The sequence below is a fragment of the Herbidospora sakaeratensis genome (assembly GCF_001570525.1).
Classification (GTDB): Bacteria; Actinomycetota; Actinomycetes; order Streptosporangiales; family Streptosporangiaceae; genus Herbidospora; species Herbidospora sakaeratensis.
Window position 1 is genome coordinate 39140 of sequence record NZ_BBXC01000012.1, and the last position, 17035, is coordinate 56174.

The window sequence follows — 17035 nt, forward strand, 5'->3', positions numbered from 1 at the left end:
TGTTTCCGGCCAATCGGGTGCGGGTTTCCGGCCGGGTGCGGGCCAGCCGGGTGCGGGCCAGCCGCGTTCGGGCGCGCCGGATTCGGGCCGGTCTGGTTCTGGGCAGCCGAGGTCCCAGTTGCCGCAGCCGATTGTGATCAGTCCCACTCGCCGGGTCTGGCGGGCCGGGGCGCCCGGGGGGCGGTTGGTGCCGCGGTGGAAGCGGCGGCCGACGCCCGACGCCTGGTCGATCTTGCACGGGCATCGGCGGGAGGTCGTGGCGCTGGCGCTGCTCGGGCTGGCGGCGCTGCTGGTGCCCTTCAGGTTCCCGACCGTGCTGATCTTTCCGGTGCCGGCGATCGTGTGGGCCGTCGGGGCGGTCGTCACGTTGTCGTGTCAGGGGTGGAACATGCCCGACCGGCTGGCCGGTCTGGGGGCGCCCGCGCTGGCCTGGATATTCGGGGGCGGCATCCTCGCGCTGACCGGGCCCGAGCGGACCTCCGTCGAAGGGCTGCTAGCGCGCTTCAACGAGGTCGCCGGCATCGCGTTCATCATCGGCACCGCCGCCGGGCTGACGTGGCTGCTCTACCGTCTGTTCGACCCACCCGTCTCCACACACGCCCGGCGGTAGCAGGCCGAGCGCCAGCCTGATCCAGGCCGACACGAAGCGGTCGGTGGCCACCCGGCCGGGGGCCTCTCCGGTGGTGTACTCGATCAGCCGGAAGTTGATGATCGAGCCGCCCAGCACCGAGCCGACCCCGGCCCAGTCGACCTGGGCGTCGAGGTATTCGGGCTGGCAGGCGAACCACTCGGTGAGCGCGTCGAACATGGGCTGCAGCAGGCCTGCCGTGACCACCGCGACCAAATCGGGGAACTGCGACAGGTCGCGGAAGAAGACCTGGGCGAGCCGGCGTTCCTCGTCCATCTTGTCGAGCCCCGCGTGGCACATCGCGGCCAGCCGGACCTCGATCGGCTCGGTCTGGGCGACGTCGAGCGTGATCTCGTTGCGCGACGCCCGGTCGGCGACGGCGGCCGCGAGGACCTCGTACTTGGACTTGAAGTGCCGGTAGAGGCCCCCGGCGCCGGGCGACAGGCCGGCGGCGGCCTCTATCTCGGCCACCGAGGTCGCGTTGTAGCCGCGCTCGGCGAACAGCCGTAGCGCCTCCTCGATGATGCGACCCCGTGTGCTCATCTGTACCTCCCGCGAGGGACAGCGTAGACCGCCCAGCTTTAAAAGGAAGATCCACTTCGCGGCGGATCGCGCACTTTGGCATCCTTGATCCGTGCACAGCATGGGGATCAACGTCGGTTTCGACCTCGACCTGACGCTCGCCGACACTCGCGCGGCGATCGCGGCCGTCTACGAGGCGATGCTGCCCTCGCTCCACACCCCCATCGACGTCGCGATCGCGGTGTCGCGGATCGGCTGGCCGCTGGAAGACGAGCTGGCCCAGTGGTTGCCGGCCGACGAGATCCCGGCCGCCGTGGCGCTCTACCGCTCGCTCTATCCGGTCATCGCGCTGCCCGCCACCGTGGCCATGCCGGGCGCCCACGAGGCGCTGGCGGCCGTCCGCGCCGCCGGGGGCCGGATCATCGTGGTCACCGGGAAGAACCCGCGTGACGCCCGGCGCACGGTCGACGCGCTCGGGCTCGACGTCGACGAGATCGCCGGGTCGGTCTTCGGCGCCGACAAGGGCGCCGCCATCGCCGCGTTCGGGGCGGCGGTCTACGTGGGCGACCACGTGGCCGACGTCGAGGCGGCCCGAGCGGGCGGGGCGATCAGCGTGGCCGTCGCGACGGGCGGCTGCACCCCCGCGCAACTGGCCGAGCGGGGCGCCGACGTGGTCGTCGCCGACCTCACCGAGTTCGTGTCCTGGTACACCGCCCGGACGTCGATTCCCGCGTAATTTGACGGGCTTTCGGCGGTCACCCGGGAGCCTTAGTGGGCATAACCTACATCCATTCCCTTCCACGACAGTTTGAACGAGGTCACTCCTGTGCCCAGCGGCAAGGTCAAGTGGTACGACGAAACCAAGGGTTTCGGTTTCCTCACCCGCGACGACGGCGGTGAGGTCTTCGTGCATTCATCCGCGCTGCCCAAAGGCGTGGAAGCCCTCAAGCCCGGCCAGAAAGTCGAGTTCGGGGTCGCCGAGGGGCGGCGCGGCCAGCAGGCGCTGTCCGTCAGGGTGCTGGAGCAGCCCCCGACCCTGGCGAAGGCGCCGCGTCCGAAGGGGAAGCGCAAAAAGCCCGACGAAATGGTCGTCATCGTCGAAGACCTGATCAAACTGCTCGACGAACTGTCGACCTCGTCCTACCAGAAGGGCAAACTCCCCGAACCCGTGCACGCGAAGAAGGTCGCCACCGTGATTCGCGCAATTGCGGACGACATTGACGCCTAAAACGGATTTGTCAGAGGTTTCGTGTCCCCTGCGGCCGGTGGCTGAGCCACCGGCCGCAGGGGCACGGTGACCGCGGTCGACATGCTCATGACCTTCCGCTGACGGCGGGTGACCAGCAACCAGACCAGCGAGACCGCCAGCAGGGTCGCCATCACCGCCAGCCCGGCCGTGCCCTGCGCGAACAGCGACAACATCAGGCCGATCAGGCCGCCGAACACCCAGGCGATCTGGAGCAGCGCCTCGACCACCCCGAAGGTCGACGACCTGACCTCCTCGCCGATCTCCCGCTGCACGATCGCGTCGAGCGCGAGCTTGCCCAGCCCCTGCGCGAACGCGCCGATGAGGGCGACCGCGACGGCCGTCCAGAGACTGAAGAAGAACGTCGCCACGAGCGTGGTGAGCGTGGTCAGCGCCAGCGTCGACAACACGATCAGGTGCGGCGGATAGGACTTCACCCACGACGCCACGGCCGCGCCGAACAGGCCGCCGCCCCCGGCCGCCGCCGCGAGCAGGCCCAGCGTGATCTCGGGGGCCAGCCCCGGCAGGTGCTTGTCCTGGACGAGGAACAGCAGGAAGAAGACCAGGAACCCGGCCTGGATGCGGATGGCCGCGTTGGCCCGCATCGACTCGGCCACGATCGGCCCGACGTTCAGCAGGGCCCGCACGCCCGGCGGCTTCGCCGACTCCTCCTCGTCGGGGGAGTCGACGTGACGGGGCAGCCTTATCGACACCACCCCGGCCACCAGGAACAGCACCATGGCGATCCGGAGCACCCATTCGGCGCCCAGCCAGGCCACCAGGCCCGCCCCGAGCCCGGCCGCGCCGCCCGCCGCGACCAGCGCGAACAGGGCCACCCGGGCGTTGGCGGTGACCAGCCCTATGTCGGCCGGCAACACACTCGGCATGATCGCCGCCCGGGACACGTTGTAGGCCTTCGAGAGCACCAGCACCGCCAGGGCGGCCGGGAAGAGCGAGAGCGTGTCGCCGTAGACGACGCTGGAGGCCATGCCCCAGCAGAGCAGGCCGCGGGCGAACAGGGTGCCGGCGATGACGTAGCGGCGGCCCGACCGGAAACGGTCGAGCACCGGGCCGACGAAGGGCGCGACGACGGTGAACGGCACCATCGTCACCAGCAGATAGAGGGCCACCTGGCCGCGCGCCTGCCCGACGGGCATGCCGAAGAACAGGGCGCCCGCCAGCGAGACCGTGATGAACGCGTCGCCCGCGCTGTGGACGGCGGTGACCTCGATGAGACGGCCGAGGCCGGTCCGGTCGGCGCCCTTCGCGTGGGTCAGCCGCCGGCTGGCCCGCCCGACGCTGCCGGCGGCCCGTCCGACGCTGCCCGCGCCGCGGCCGATCGAGCGGCCGGTCCGGGCGCTCGCGGACATGATCGCGCGGCCCGCGTCACGGACCTTGCCCCAGGCACCCGCCACCCCATCCGCTCCTCTCGTGTCGAATTTCCAGTCTTACCGACGTACTCGGGTGCTGTCCGCTCCCGAGGAGGGTGAAAATCGCTCCTCAGGTAGGTGAAAATGGAGTGTGAGCCGTACCCGCGTGAGAACCCCCGCCGCTGACCAGGCCTGCGCCGCCGCCGTCGACCTGGCTCGTTCGGCGGCCGAGGAGATCGCCAGGCCGGGCGAGGTCGGCGAACACCTGGGGTTCGACGCGGAGGGTGACCGGGTGGTCACCCACTATTTCGCCTGCCTCGATCGAGCATACGAGGGCTGGCGCTGGGCGATCACAGTGGCCCGTGCTTCGCGTGCGAAGGCCGTCACCGTCAGTGAGACCGTGTTGCTGCCCGGCAAGGGCGCCCTGCTGGCGCCGACCTGGGTGCCGTGGAGCCGCCGTCTGCGCCCCGGCGACCTGGGCCCCGGCGACCTGCTGCCGGCCGAGGCCGACGACGACCGGCTCGCGCCCGGCTTCACGGCCGAGGCCGAGGCCGACGACGAGACCGACCACCAGATGCTCTTCGAATACGGCCTTGGGCGGGCCCGGGTGTTGTCGGCGATCGGCCGCGACCTCGCTGTCAACCGCTGGCACAGCGGCGAGTCGGGCCCCGACTCACCGCTCGCGACGGCGGCCCCCGCCCAGTGCTCCACCTGCGGTTTCTACTGGCCCCTCGCCGGCGCGCTGCGCCTGGGCTTCGGGGTGTGCGCCAACGAGTTCGCCCCCGACGACGGTAAGGTCGTCGCCGCCGACCACGGCTGCGGCGCCCACTCCGAGGCGGCCCCCGCGCCGTCGGCGGCGGGCGAGGCTCCACAGCCGATCCTCGACGACCTGGGCTACGACCCCATGCCGGAAGGCTGACCTCCCTTCACTCCCGGAAGCGTGTGATGAACGACTTCTTCGGCACCACCCGCATGCGTGAAAACGTCCTCGCCGCCTGGACGGCCTCGCCCGCCCGGTTCCGCGAGGACGCCAATGCCGAGGAGGATTTCGCCCTCGGCGGCTACCGCGACCGCCTGATCGTCGAACTGGCCCAGAACGCCGCCGACGCCGCGCTGCGCGCCGGGGTGCCCGGCCGGTTGCGGCTGACCCTGCGCGAGGGCGTGCTCGAGGCCGCCAACACCGGCGGGCCGCTCGACGCCGCCGGGGTCGAGGGCCTGTCGACGCTCCGGGTCTCCGGCAAGCGCGACGAGGCCGGCGCGGCCGGACGGTTCGGCGTCGGCTTCGCGGCCGTCGTGTCGGTCAGCGACGAGCCGGCCGTCGCCTCCCGGGCGACCGGCGGGGTGCGCTGGTCGCGGGCGCTGACGACCGAGCTGGTCGCCGCGGTCCCCGAGCTGGAGAACGAGCTGGCCGGGCGTGAGGGCCACGTGCCGCTGCTGCGGCTGCCGTTCCCGGCCGAGCTGACGGTGCCCGAGGGCTTCGACTCGGTCGTCCGGCTGCCGCTGCGCAACGCCGCCGCCGAAGACGCCGTCCGGCGCATGCTCGAGGAGACCAGCCCGGCGCTGCCGCTGGTCATGCCCGCGCTGTCGGCGATCGACATCGAGGTCGACGGCGTCTGGCGCAGCGTCACCGCCGCCGGGTGGCACGTCGTCGAGGCGTCGGGCGAGTTCACGCCCGAGCAGGTGGGCGACCTGTTCGCCGACCGGCCGACCGAAGAACGGGCCCGTCCGTTCTGGCAGGTGCGGTGGGCCGTGCCGATCGCCGGGGCCGTCGCCCACGGCCAGGCCCGTGCGTGGGGCGACCAGGCCCGGCGCGACGGCGAGGCGCTGCCGCTGCCGAAAGACGTGCCGTCGTCAGTGCACGCGCCGACGCCCTCCGACGAGCCGCTCGACCTGCCCGCTCTGCTGATCGCCACGTTCCCGCTGGCCACCGACCGGCGTCACGTCGCGTCCGGGCCGCTGACCGACTTCCTGGTGCGGCGTTCGGCCGAGGTCTACTGCGACCTGCTGCGGTCGTTGCCGCGCACTCCCCGGCTGCTCGACCTGGTGCCGCAGGTGCTGGCCAAGGGCGAGCTCGACGCGGCGATCCGGGGCGAGATCCTCTCCCTGCTGCCCGACCTGCCGCTGCTGCCCGCCATCTCGGCCCCCGAGGAGCCCGCCGAGCGCTACGCCGAGGTCGTCAACGCCCGGCGCGCGGCCGACGGGCTGGCGCCGCTCTCCTTCGCCGACGACGAGGAACTGGTCATCGCCGGGCGCGACGCCCGGGTGGTGGCCGGGCCCGGCGAGTTCCTGACCATGATCGCCGACATGGTGCCCGGCCTGCTCCCGGCCGGGTGGCCGGTGCGCCACCACGCGCTGCCGGGCCTGGGCATCCGCAGGGTCGAGCTGGCCGACGTGATCGACATGCTCACCGGCGACGCCGTGCGCGACCGCGAGCCCGCCTGGTGGCGGGCGCTCTACCAGGTGCTCCCGGCCGACGACCTCGAAGCGGTCGGGGCCGTGGCGGTGCCGCTGGCCGACGGCCGGCTGGTGCGGGGCGCCCGGGGCACGCTGCTCCTGACCGACGGCGAGAAGGCGCTCGACGCGGCGCTGCTGGCGCCCCTGGGCCTGCGCATCGTCCACCACGACGCCGCCCACCCGCTGCTGCTGCGGCTGGGGGCGGCCGAGGCGACGCCGCGGACCGTCCTCGACGACCCGCTCACCCACGCCGCCGTCACCGAGTCGGCCGGGTCGGCCGACCCCGAGCCGGTCGCGCAGGCGGTGCTGGCCCTGGTCGACGCGGCCGGGCTGACCGCCGGTGAGGCGCCCTGGCTGGCCGCGCTGGCCCTGCGCGGGGCCGACGGCGAGGTCTACGCCGCCGGCGACCTGCTGCTCGAAGGCGGCGACCTGGCCAAGCTGATCGACCAGGAGGCCCCGTTCGCGGCGCCCGACCTGGTGGAGAAGTTCGGCTCCCGGGTGCTGGCGGCGGCCGGCGTGCTCGACGGGTTCGCCGTGGTCAACGACGCCGACGTGGTGCTCGACCCCGACGACTGCGACCACGACCTCGACCGTGAGGACGAGTGGCTCGACGCGATCCTCGACCTGCTGCCCGAGCTCGACGTGCCGCCCGTGGCGCGCGAGTTCACCGCCGTCCGCGACCTCGAATACGTCGCCGACTGGGCCGCCGCGCTGCCGCTGCTGGCCCGGCCGCCGCTGCGCGCCGCCCTGCAGCCGATGCGGGTCTTCGCGGCCGGCGAGGTCCACGAGGTGCCCTCCTACACCGGCTGGTGGCTGGCCCACCACCCCGTGATCGACGGGAAGCCGCCGACCTCCCTGCGGCTGCCGTCGGCCGACCCCCTGCTCTTCGGCCTGTACGCCGACGCGCCCCCCGTCGCCGACGAGTCGGCCCTCACGATGATCGGGGTGCGGTCGACCCTGGCCGACCTGCTCGCCTCCCACGGCGGCCCCGAGGAGCTCCTCGACCTGATGGCCGACCCCGGGCGGCCCGTCGACCGGGCCCAGCTGCGGGCCCTCTGGAAGGCGCTGGCCGAGGTCGGCCCCGAACGGGTGAGCCCCCCGGCGGCGGTCCGGGCGGTGCAGGACGGCGAGATCGTGGTCGCCGACGTCGACGGCGAGCTCGAACCGGTCGTCGTCGAGGCGCCCGACCTGCTCGCCCTGGTGGCCGACCGGCCGCTGGTGCTGGTCGGGTTCGACCAGGCCGAGGCGCTGTCGGAAGTGCTCGACCTGCCGCTCGTCGGCGAGGTCGTCACCGGCGACGTCACCTCGTCGGGCGCGGAGACCCCGGTTCCCCCGCAGGTGCGCAGGCTGCTGCCGGGGGCGCCCAGTTCGTACATGAAGCATGAGGAGCTGCTCGTCGACGGCAGGCCGGTGCCGTGGCGGTTCTTCGAGGGCCGGGTGCACGCGTCCGGCGTCGAGGGGCTGGCGCGCGGGCTCGCGTGGTCGGCCGGGCAGTGGGGCGACCGGCTCGCGGTCGAGGCGCTGCTGCGCGATCCCGGCCGGGTGCCGCTGCTGCTGGCCGAGGCCGACCTCGACGGCTGAAACACTGCCAGGGTGGAACGTCACCTGATCAGTCACCTCGCGCACACCGACCACCCCATCGCCGCTCCGGTGAGCGGTCAGACGATCACGCGCATCCTGCGCCGGGCCAAGCTCGGCGCCCAGCCGCGCGTGCTCGACCTCGGCTGCGGCCATGGCGTCTGGACGCTCCGCGCCCTCGCCATGCACGAAGACGCCACCGCCGACGCGGTCGACGTGCACCGCGAGGGCCTGGAGTCGTGCCGGATCATGGCCGAGCGCCAGGGCCTCGACCACCAGCTCACCCTGCACCACACGTCGGCCGCCGACTATGAGAACGGCCTCTACGACCTGGTCATGTGCGTCGGCGCGACGCACGCCTACGGCGGCCTGGTCGAGACCGCCAACGCGGTCAAGAAGCACCTCAAGCCGGGCGGCCTGGCGCTGATCGGCGAGGGTTTCTGGGAGGTGCCCCCGAACGCCGAGACGCTCATCACGCTGGGCGCAGAACCGGGGGAGTACGCCGACCTGGCCGGCACCGTCGAGCGCGCCGAGAGCGCGGGCTACGCGACGGTCTACGCCTACACCAGCGAACTGTCGGAGTGGGACGACTACGAGTGGTCGTGGACCGGCAGCCTGCTGCGGTGGGCGGCCGACCACCCGGGCCCCGACGGCGACACGGCGCGGGCGGCGGCGCTGGCCCACCGCGACATGTGGCTCAAGGGCTACCGGGGGGTGCTGGGTTTCGTGACGCTTCTGCTGAAGCGGACGAACTGATCTTCCGGTCGCGTCGGCGGACGAACCAGAGCCCGAAGAACCCCATGCCGATCCCGGCCACGCAGGTCCACGAATACCAGCTCTGGTCGGGGCGGACGATCAGCAGGACGATGAGGGCGATCGCCCACAGGACGATGCCGACCGTGATCGTCGCGGAGTCGTTGGTCTTGAGGGGCTCTGGATCGGGCCGCCGCTGCTGGGTCACCCTGTCACCTTAAATCCGGCAGGTCACAAGTGGCCCATGTGAGATTCGACGCGGGTCGCGTACGAAACCGCAACGAAAAAGTCACGTCGGCGACCTGGGTCTTTTCCCTGGTGGTAAGGGGTGTCACTCTGCGCGGGTGAGTGACGTCAAAACCCCCCAAAGCAGTAGTTTCCTCGACACGTATTTCAAGATCTCGGCTCGGGGCTCGTCGGTCGGCGCGGAGGTTCGTGGTGGTCTGGCCACGTTCTTCACGATGGCCTACATCGTCGTGCTCAACCCGATCATCCTGGGCTTCGTCCAGGACAAGGACGGGCAGTTCCTCGGCGACGGGTCGGCTCCCAACCTGTCGTTGATCGCCGTCGCGACGGCGCTGGTGGCCGGCCTGCTGACCATTCTGATGGGCGTGGTGGCGAACGTGCCCTTCGCCCTGGCGGCGGGCCTGGGCCTCAACGCGTTCGTCGCCTACGGCATCGCCTCCCAGGTCTCCTGGGAGGACGCCATGGGCCTGGTCGTCCTCGAAGGTCTGGTCATCCTGGTGCTGGTGCTGACCGGGTTCCGGACGGCCGTCTTCCACGCCATCCCGGCGAGCCTGAAGACCGCGATCTCGGTGGGCATCGGCCTGTTCATCGCGCTCATCGGCTTCGTGGACGCCGGATTCGTGCGCAAGACGGCCGCCCCGGCGCCGCCCCTGGAGCTGGGCATCGGCGGCGGGCTGACGTCGTGGCCGATCCTGGTGTTCGTGGTCGGCCTGCTCGTCACCGCCCTGCTGGTGGCCCGCAAGGTGAAGGGCGCGATCCTGATCGGCATCGTCGGCGCGACGATCTTCGCGATCGTCGTCCAGGCGATCGGGAACATCCCGAAGCAGCAGGACGGTGACGTGATCACCCCGGGAGGCTGGGGCCTGAACCAGCCGGCCCTGCCGTCGTTCGACCAGATCTTCGCGCTGCCCGACTTCTCGCTGATCGGCCAGTTCAGCCTGTTCGGCGCGTTCACCAAGCTCTCGGTCGTGCTGGCCGTGCTGCTGGTGTTCACGCTGCTGATCACCGACTTCTTCGACACCATGGGCACCGTCGTCGGCGTCGGCAAGCAGGCCGGCCTCGTGGCGGCCGACGGCACGCTGCCGAAGACCAAGGAGATCCTCCTGGTCGACTCGATCGCGGCCGCCGCCGGCGGCGCGGCGTCGGTGTCGTCGAACACGACCTACATCGAGTCGGCCTCGGGCGTCGGCGAGGGCGCGCGGACCGGGCTCGCCTCGGTGGTCACCGGTCTGCTGTTCCTCGCGTCGATGTTCCTCGCGCCGCTGGTCAACATCATCCCGTACGAGGCCGCGGCGCCCGCGCTGGTGGTGGTCGGCTTCCTGATGATGACCTCGATCCGGGAGATCGACTTCACCGACCTGGAGATCGCGATCCCGGCGTTCTTCACGATCGTGCTGATGCCGTTCACCTACTCGATCGCCAACGGCATCGGGGCCGGGTTCATCACGTACGTGCTGATCAAGGCGGTGAAGGGCAAGGCGTCCGAGGTGCACCCGCTCATGTGGCTGGTGGCGGTGCTGTTCACGATCTACTTCGCGCTCGGCCCGATCAAGATCCTCTTCGGCTTCTGAAACTTTCAACTATTTGCCGATAGATTGCCGGATCTCCGCAGGACCACCCGCGTCGCACGGCTGGTGCATTGACCGTATTTTGCGGCCAATTCTAGCCTTCCGTGCGACACGGGAGTTACCGAAAGGTTTCGGAACAGGAGATCCAGTGCGTACCTCTAAATGGCGATCTCTGATGGCGGCGGCCCTCGCCCTCGCCTCGGCCGCCGCGACAGTGCTCGTCGCCACGCCGGCCTCGGCCAGCGCGGCGCTGCGTGTGCACGCCCAGGCGCGCGGCAAGTTCATCGGCACCGCGCTGGCGACCTCGCCCCTGGCCAACGAGACGGCCTACCGGAACATCGCCGGGAGCGAGTTCAACCAGATCACGGCCGAGAACGCGATGAAGTGGAGTGACACCGAGCCGAACGACAACCAGTACACGTTCGGCGGCGCCGACCAGATCGTCAACTTCGCCACGGCGAACAACCAGCAGGTGCACGGCCACACCCTCGTCTGGCACAGCCAGACGCCGGGCTGGGTCCAGGGCCTGTCGGCCACCAACATGCGCGCCGCGATGAACGAGCACATCGCGACGGTCGTGGGCCGCTACGCCAACAACCCCGCGGTCGTCTCGTGGGACGTGGTGAACGAGGTCTTCGAGGAGAACGGCAGCTTCCGCTCGTCGTTCTGGTACAACACGCTGGGCTCCAGCTTCATCGCCGACGCCTTCCGCGCGGCGCGGCAGGCCGACCCCGACGCCCGCCTGTGCATCAACGACTACAACGTCGAGGGCATCAACGCCAAGAGCACCGCGATGTACAACCTGGTCCAGCAGCTCCGGTCGCAGAACGTGCCGGTCGACTGCGTCGGCTTCCAGGCCCACCTCTCCACCCAGTACGGCTTCCCGAGCGATCTCCAGCAGAACATGCAGCGGTTCGCCGCCCTCGGCGTGCAGGTCAGGATCACCGAGCTCGACGTCCGCATCCAGGGGTCGCGCACCTCGGCCAAGGACACCCAGCAGGCGACCTACTACAGCAACGTGGTGAACGCCTGTCTCGCCATCACGGCCTGCGCCGGCGTGACCATCTGGGGCTTCACCGACAAGTACTCGTGGGTCCCGGACACCTTCCCGGGTGAGGGCTTCGCGCTGATCTACGACAACAACTACTCGCAGAAGCCGTCGTACACGGCGGTCCACAACGCCCTCGACAACGGCAGCCCGAGCGACACCACCGCACCGACGACACCGGGCGCCCCGACCGCGTCCAGCGTCACCTCGTCGGGCGCCAGCCTGTCGTGGACGGCCTCGACCGACTCGGGCGGCTCCGGTCTGGCCGGGTACAACGTCTACAACTCCTCCGGTACGCAGCTCGCGACGTCCACCACCAACTCGGTGACCCTGACCGGGTTGTCGGCCAACACGGCCTACACGGTCTACGTCCGGGCGCGTGACGGCGCGGGCAACCTCTCGGGGAACTCGACCTCGGTCACCTTCACCACCACGGGCGGCAGCAGCGACACCACCGCCCCCACCACCCCCGGCACGCCCACGGCATCCAGCATCACCTCGTCGGGCGCCAGCCTGTCGTGGACCGCGTCGACCGACTCGGGCGGCTCGGGCCTGGCCGGGTACAACGTCTACAACTCCTCCGGTACGCAGCTCGCGACGTCCACGACGAACTCGGTGACCCTGACCGGGTTGTCGGCCTCGACGGCGTACACGGTCTACGTCCGGGCGCGTGACGGCGCGGGCAACCTGTCGGGGAACTCGACCTCGGTGACCTTCACCACCACGGGCGGCACCTCCGGCGGCTGCTCGGCCACCGGCACCATCCAGACCCAGTGGGGCGGCGGCTACGTCGTCCAGCCGGTGACCGTGACCAACGGCAGCTCCGCCCGCACCTCGTGGACGGTGACCTTCACCCTGCCCTCCGGCCACACCCTCGTCGGCTCCTGGAACGCCACCCTCACGGTGTCCGGGAACACGGTGACGGCCCGCAACGCCAACTACAACGGCAACCTCGGCGCCGGCGCGAGCACGACGTTCGGCTTCCAGGTGGCGCGTCCCAGCAGCGACACCTCGACGGCGTCGGGTTACACCTGCGCCTGATTCTTGACCCGGGCACGGCCTCCTTCGGGGGCCGTGTCCGGCCTTTTCGGGGAAGGTATCCCTGAGCAGGAATGCCAAGGTGTGCCATATAGTTAGCAAAGGTAATGACTCATGCTAACGAATCCTCAGAACACGGATCCGGCTGCGAACCTGCGCAGCGACGCCGGTCTGGCGTCCGCGCTGCGCGTGTCGCTGGCCCGGCTGACCCGTCGCCTGCGCAAGCAGGCCGTGGGTCACATCCTGACGCCCACGCAGCTCGCGGCCCTGGCCGCCGTCGAGCGGCACACCACGATGACCCCCGGCGAACTGGCCGAGCACGAGAAGGTGCAGCCGCCTTCGATGACCAGGGTGGTCACCCATCTGGAGGAACGCGGCCTGCTGGCCCGCTCTCCCCATCCCACCGACCGTCGTCAGGTGACCCTGTCGGTCACCCCGGCGGGCGCCTCCCTGCTGAAGGAGGAGCGCCGCCGCAAGGAGGCCTGGCTGGCCCAGCGCCTCGGCGAGCTGACACCCGAGGAGAAGGCGATCCTGCGCAAGGCCGCCCCCATCCTCGAAAAGCTCTCCCAAATGTGAGAAGGCTGCGCACCGCGGCCGATCTGGCGAAGTGGACGGGTGCTGGGGCGGTTCGGGAGCCCGGCCCAGCCTCGGCCGACGGCGCCGCCGGCATGTTCCGGTCATTGCGGAACTTCAACTACCGGTTGTTCCTCTCCGGCAGCGTGGTCTCCAACGTCGGCACCTGGATGCAGCGCACCGCCCAGGACTGGCTCGTGCTGAGCCTGACCGGAGGGTCGGGCACGGCGCTCGGCATCACGGTGGCGCTGCAGTTCCTGCCGATCATGTTGTTCGGGATGTGGGGCGGCGTGCTGGCCGACCGGTTCCCGAAACGGCGGCTGCTGATGACCGCGCAGTCGCTGATGGCGGCGCTCGCGCTGGCCATGGGCGTGCTGACCGTCACCGGCCACGCCGAGGTCTGGCACGTCTACGTCATGGCCTTCACCCTCGGGCTGCTGGCCTGCGTCGAGGTGCCCACCCGGCAGTCGTTCGTGGTCGAGATGGTCGGCCGCGACGACCTGTCCAACGCCATCGCCCTCAACAGCTCCTCGTTCAACCTGGCCCGCGTGGTCGGCCCGGCCGTCGCCGGGCTCCTGATCAACTGGCTGGGCGGCACCGGCCCGCTGTTCCTGGTCAACGCCCTCACCTTCGCCTTCACCATCGGCGGCATGCTGCTGATGCGGACGGCCGAACTGCGCACCCCCGAGCCGGTCAAGCGCGGCAAGGGGCAGGCCAGGGAAGGCGTGCGCTACGTGATCGGCAAGCCCGATCTGCTGCTGCCGGTGCTCATGGTCGGCTTCGTCGCGGTCTTCGCGCAGAGCTTCACCACGTCGATCGCGCTCATGGCGACCGAGGTGTTCGACGCGGGGGCGTCGGCGTTCGGGATCGGCAGCAGCGCGTTCGCCGTCGGGGCCGTCGTGGGCGCCCTGCTGGCGGCCCGGCGGGTCACCCCGTCGCGGCGGATGATGGTCGCCGCCGGCGTCGCCTTCGGGGCCGCCCAGATCGCGGCGGCGGTCACGCCGGCGTACTGGGCCTTCCTGATCGTGCTCGTCCCGGCCGGGCTGGCCATGATCACCGTGCAGACCATGGCGAACTCGACTCTCCAGCTCGGGGCCTCCAGCGAGATGCGCGGACGGGTGATGGGGATCTACGTCCTGGTCTTCACCGCCGGCGCCCCGATCGGCGCCCCGCTGATCGGCTGGATCGCCGAACTGGCCGGTCCCCGCGTCGGGATCATGGTCTCCGGCCTGCTCAGCCTGACCGGCGTGGCGCTGGCCGTATTGATCACCCGGCTGGTCGCGGCCCGCAAGGCCGTGGCCCTGAACCCGGCCGCGGCGTCGGTCGCGGTCTGAGGATGGTCAGCGGCACCCCATGGGCTTGGCTAGGCTCGACGCCGTGGACCGTCCCCGCCGCTGGCTGCTGCCGACCGTGCTCGGCCTGCTGATGCTGCTCGTCGTCGTGGGCGCGCTGGTTCAATAGCCGCCTGTTTGATGGCCGCGCCCTGGGCGCGGCGGCCGGGGCCTGTTTGATGGCCGCGCCTCCGGCGCGGCGGCCGGGGCGCTCAGACCCGACGCTTTCCCTCGTCGCTCCGGTTCGCTGCGCTCTCCTGCGCTCCTCAGTCCAAGCGTCGGCGCGCCCCGGCGGCGGGAGGACTTCACCGGCGGAGCGGTGGCCGAAAGACGGACCTGAGGCGCCGGAAACCGGACCTGCAAGAACAGGGCGCCCGGCTCGCAAGACCGGGAGCCGGGGCCGCACGATCAGGGCCGGAACCGGAGGGGTGGGGAGCCGGGCTCGAATGACCCGGAGAAGTCCGGTGCGGCGGGTGGCCGCACCGGACTTTCTTCACCAGGCGTAGGCCTCGGGGGCGGTGCCGCCCGGGCCGGGGAAGATCTCGTCGATGCGGGCCAGGGCCTTGTCGTCGAACTTGATCTCCAGGGCGCGCAGGGAGCCGTTGAGCTGGTCGGCGGTGCGCGGGCCGATGATCGGGGCCGTGACGGCCTTCTGGTGGAGGAGCCAGGCGAGGCCCGCGTTGGCGGGGTCTTCGCCCAGGTCGTCGCAGAACGCCTCCCACTGCTCGATCTGGGGGCGGACCTTCTCGAGGTTCTGGAGCATGTCCTCGGTGGCGCTGCGGCCCTTGTCGATCTTCCGCAGGACGCCGCCGAGCAGGCCGCCGGCCAGGGGGCTCCACGGGATGACGCCCAGCCCGTAGTCCTCACACGCCGGGAGGACCTCCAGCTCGACCGAGCGCTCCAGCAGGTGGTACTTCGACTGCTCGCTCACCAGGCCGAGGAAGTTGCGGCGGCGGGCGGTCTCCTGGGCCTTGGCGATGTGCCAGCCCGCGAAGTTCGACGAGCCGACGTACAGGATCTTGCCCTGCTGGCGCAGGACCTCCATGGCCTCCCAGAACTCCTCGAACGGGGTGTTCCGGTCGACGTGGTGAGCCTGGTAGACGTCGATGTAGTCGGTCTGCAGGCGCTTCAGCGAGGCGTCGCAGGCGCGGCGGATGTTCAGCGCCGAGAGGAAGGTCTCGTTGGGCCAGTCGCCCATCGAGCCGTAGAGCTTGGTGGCGATGACGGTCTTCTCCCGACGCCCACCGCCCTTGGCGAACCACCGGCCGATGATCTGCTCGGTGACGCCCTCGCCCTTCACCCATCCGTAGACGTTGGCGGTGTCGAAGAAGTTGATGCCCAGCTCATGGGCGCGATCCATGATCGCGAAGGAGTCCTCCTCCGACGTCTGCGGGCCGAAGTTCATCGTGCCCAGGCAGAGCTTGCTGACCTTGAGTCCGGTACGACCGAGCTGCGCGTAGTCCATGCTTCCACCATAGGAACCTGGAGTGGACTCCAGGCCAGCCCTCACGCCAGCCGCCGCGCCGGAGGCGCGGCCATCCAACAGGGCGCGGCCATCGGACAGGGCAGGATGTTCCCATGGGGTGGACATGTCGGGGAATCGGGCTGGCCTTGCTGGTCGTGGTCCTGTGGGCGGTTCCGGCGCAGGCCGACGACGACGAGTTGTTCCGGTTCGCCGATCCCCGGATCACCGAGTCGAGCGGCCTCGCCGTCTCGCCGACGCATCCCGGGATCGTCTACACCCACAACGACAGTGACGCCGGGGCCGTCTTCTACGCCGTCGACTCCGCGACGGGGCGGACCAAGGCGGCGTACACGATCGAGAACGCCGAGGCCCGCGATTGGGAGGGCATGGCGGCCTACCGTGACTCGTCGGGGCGCGGGGTGTTGTTCTTCGGCGACATCGGCGACAACCTCGACGGGGCGTGGTCGGACATCTCGGTCTACAAGGTGACCGAGCCGGCCCGGCTGCGCAGTGGCACCGTCTCGGCGGTGCGGTATCGCTTCCGGTACGCCGACCAGGCGCGGAACGCCGAAGGTCTCATGGTCGACCCTCGGACCGGTCGTGTCTACGTGGTGACCAAGGAGTTCGACGGGCTCGTCTACGCGGCGCCCAGGCAGCTGCGGACCGATCGGGTGAACGTGCTGAAGAAGGTGGGGTCGGCGCCGACCATGGCGACCGACGCGGCGTTCGCGCCGGACGGGTCGAGTTTCGTGATCCGGACCTACTTCTCGGCGACCCTCTACCGGAAGATCGACGAGGAGATCTCGGGGGTGGGCATGCCCATGTTGCGGCAGGCGGAGTCGATCACCTACACGGCCGACGGGAAGGCGCTGCTGACCGGGTCGGAGGGGGCGCGCAGCCCGGTCGTGCGGGTTCCGCTGCCGGAGGGCGCCATGCCCAGCCCGTCGCCCACGCCGGAGGTCTCCGAGGCGGCCGAGCCGAGCCCGGCGGCGGCTGAGCCGGTGTCCGCCGAGTCGCAGGGGCCGAACACCGGGCTCATGATCGCTCTGTGGCTCGGGGTGGCCGTGGGGGCGGTCGGGATCATCGTCGGGATCGCGCGTTGGGCCGGGCGCTGAGCTTGCGATTTGAGTGCTTTTGTCAGCCACATACCGGGATACTCACCGCGAATTGAGTAGGTGCTCCATAGCGCCCACATGGGGTTGAGCGGGATGGTTC

General features: G+C 70.8%; 15 protein-coding genes. 11 read left to right on the forward strand and 4 right to left on the reverse strand.

Annotated features, from left to right (window positions below):
• Positions 1–187: 187 nt before the first annotated feature.
• Positions 188–610, forward strand: a complete 423-nt coding sequence (locus AW271_RS39800) for a hypothetical protein (protein ID WP_157554377.1) — start codon at positions 188–190, stop codon at positions 608–610.
• Here AW271_RS39800 and AW271_RS19095 read toward each other — a convergent pair.
• Positions 494–1171 (reverse strand): TetR/AcrR family transcriptional regulator, encoded by a 678-nt coding sequence (locus tag AW271_RS19095; RefSeq protein WP_063818035.1) that lies wholly within the window; start codon positions 1169–1171, stop codon positions 494–496. The two genes, AW271_RS39800 and AW271_RS19095, sit on opposite strands and share 117 nt — an antisense overlap.
• Before the next feature lie 100 nt (positions 1172–1271).
• On the opposite strand from AW271_RS19095, the gene AW271_RS19100 reads away from it, so the two are divergent.
• Positions 1272–1886: an HAD family hydrolase gene (locus AW271_RS19100; protein ID WP_062338695.1), complete on the forward strand. Its 615-nt coding sequence runs from the start codon at positions 1272–1274 to the stop codon at positions 1884–1886.
• Positions 1887–1976: 90 nt separating this feature from the next.
• Entirely contained in the window at positions 1977–2378 is a 402-nt protein-coding gene (locus AW271_RS19105; RefSeq protein ID WP_062338697.1) for a cold-shock protein, read from the forward strand.
• On the opposite strand, the gene AW271_RS19110 is transcribed toward AW271_RS19105, so the two are convergent.
• On the reverse strand, positions 2375–3811 hold the full coding sequence (locus AW271_RS19110; protein WP_245653102.1) for an MFS transporter: 1437 nt from the start codon (positions 3809–3811) through the stop codon (positions 2375–2377). The genes AW271_RS19105 and AW271_RS19110 overlap by 4 nt on opposite strands.
• A gap of 106 nt (positions 3812–3917) precedes the next feature.
• Between AW271_RS19110 and AW271_RS19115 the strand changes: the two genes are divergently transcribed.
• The 3 genes from AW271_RS19115 to AW271_RS19125 are packed head-to-tail and all read left to right on the forward strand — an operon-like array spanning position 3918 to position 8554.
• Positions 3918–4685, forward strand: coding sequence for a DUF3027 domain-containing protein (locus tag AW271_RS19115; RefSeq protein ID WP_062338699.1), 768 nt, complete (start codon positions 3918–3920; stop codon positions 4683–4685).
• A gap of 26 nt (positions 4686–4711) precedes the next feature.
• The gene (locus AW271_RS19120) at positions 4712–7801 is read left to right on the forward strand and encodes a sacsin N-terminal ATP-binding-like domain-containing protein (protein WP_062338701.1); all 3090 of its coding nucleotides are present in this window, start codon (positions 4712–4714) and stop codon (positions 7799–7801) included.
• A gap of 12 nt (positions 7802–7813) precedes the next feature.
• Entirely contained in the window at positions 7814–8554 is a 741-nt protein-coding gene (locus AW271_RS19125) for an SAM-dependent methyltransferase (RefSeq protein WP_062338703.1), read from the forward strand.
• On the opposite strand, the gene AW271_RS43155 is transcribed toward AW271_RS19125, so the two are convergent.
• Positions 8496–8759 carry a DUF2530 domain-containing protein gene (locus AW271_RS43155; RefSeq protein ID WP_083976855.1) on the reverse strand — a complete coding sequence of 88 codons (264 nt, stop codon included), beginning with the start codon at positions 8757–8759 and terminating at the stop codon, positions 8496–8498. The two genes, AW271_RS19125 and AW271_RS43155, sit on opposite strands and share 59 nt — an antisense overlap.
• A gap of 136 nt (positions 8760–8895) precedes the next feature.
• Between AW271_RS43155 and AW271_RS19130 the strand changes: the two genes are divergently transcribed.
• The 4 genes from AW271_RS19130 to AW271_RS19145 all read left to right on the forward strand — a co-directional run bounded on the left by AW271_RS19130 (position 8896) and on the right by AW271_RS19145 (position 14358).
• The gene (locus tag AW271_RS19130; RefSeq protein WP_062338705.1) at positions 8896–10368 is read left to right on the forward strand and encodes an NCS2 family permease; all 1473 of its coding nucleotides are present in this window, start codon (positions 8896–8898) and stop codon (positions 10366–10368) included.
• A 172-nt stretch (positions 10369–10540) separates the two neighbouring features.
• Positions 10541–12454 carry an endo-1,4-beta-xylanase gene (locus AW271_RS19135; protein ID WP_063818036.1) on the forward strand — a complete coding sequence of 638 codons (1914 nt, stop codon included), beginning with the start codon at positions 10541–10543 and terminating at the stop codon, positions 12452–12454.
• Positions 12455–12565: 111 nt separating this feature from the next.
• The gene (locus AW271_RS19140; protein WP_062338707.1) at positions 12566–13027 is read left to right on the forward strand and encodes a MarR family winged helix-turn-helix transcriptional regulator; all 462 of its coding nucleotides are present in this window, start codon (positions 12566–12568) and stop codon (positions 13025–13027) included.
• Positions 13024–14358: an MFS transporter gene (locus AW271_RS19145; protein ID WP_245653103.1), complete on the forward strand. Its 1335-nt coding sequence runs from the start codon at positions 13024–13026 to the stop codon at positions 14356–14358. The genes AW271_RS19140 and AW271_RS19145 overlap by 4 nt, the downstream gene beginning before the upstream one ends.
• Positions 14359–14848: 490 nt before the next feature.
• On the opposite strand, the gene AW271_RS19150 is transcribed toward AW271_RS19145, so the two are convergent.
• Positions 14849–15820 carry an aldo/keto reductase gene (locus AW271_RS19150; RefSeq protein WP_062338710.1) on the reverse strand — a complete coding sequence of 324 codons (972 nt, stop codon included), beginning with the start codon at positions 15818–15820 and terminating at the stop codon, positions 14849–14851.
• A gap of 113 nt (positions 15821–15933) precedes the next feature.
• On the opposite strand from AW271_RS19150, the gene AW271_RS19155 reads away from it, so the two are divergent.
• Positions 15934–16935: a hypothetical protein gene (locus AW271_RS19155; protein WP_062338712.1), complete on the forward strand. Its 1002-nt coding sequence runs from the start codon at positions 15934–15936 to the stop codon at positions 16933–16935.
• Positions 16936–17035: the final 100 nt, after the last annotated feature.

Coding starts and splice junctions, on each gene's coding strand:
- AW271_RS19095 (WP_063818035.1), bottom strand. CDS start 1,171: ATGAGCACACGGGGTCGCATCATCGAGGAGGCGCTACGGCTGTTCGCC.
- AW271_RS19120 (WP_062338701.1), top strand. CDS start 4,712: ATGAACGACTTCTTCGGCACCACCCGCATGCGTGAAAACGTCCTCGCC.
- AW271_RS19140 (WP_062338707.1), top strand. CDS start 12,566: ATGCTAACGAATCCTCAGAACACGGATCCGGCTGCGAACCTGCGCAGC.
- AW271_RS19155 (WP_062338712.1), top strand. CDS start 15,934: ATGGGGTGGACATGTCGGGGAATCGGGCTGGCCTTGCTGGTCGTGGTC.
- AW271_RS19150 (WP_062338710.1), bottom strand. CDS start 15,820: ATGGACTACGCGCAGCTCGGTCGTACCGGACTCAAGGTCAGCAAGCTC.
- AW271_RS19100 (WP_062338695.1), top strand. CDS start 1,272: ATGGGGATCAACGTCGGTTTCGACCTCGACCTGACGCTCGCCGACACT.
- AW271_RS19135 (WP_063818036.1), top strand. CDS start 10,541: ATGGCGGCGGCCCTCGCCCTCGCCTCGGCCGCCGCGACAGTGCTCGTC.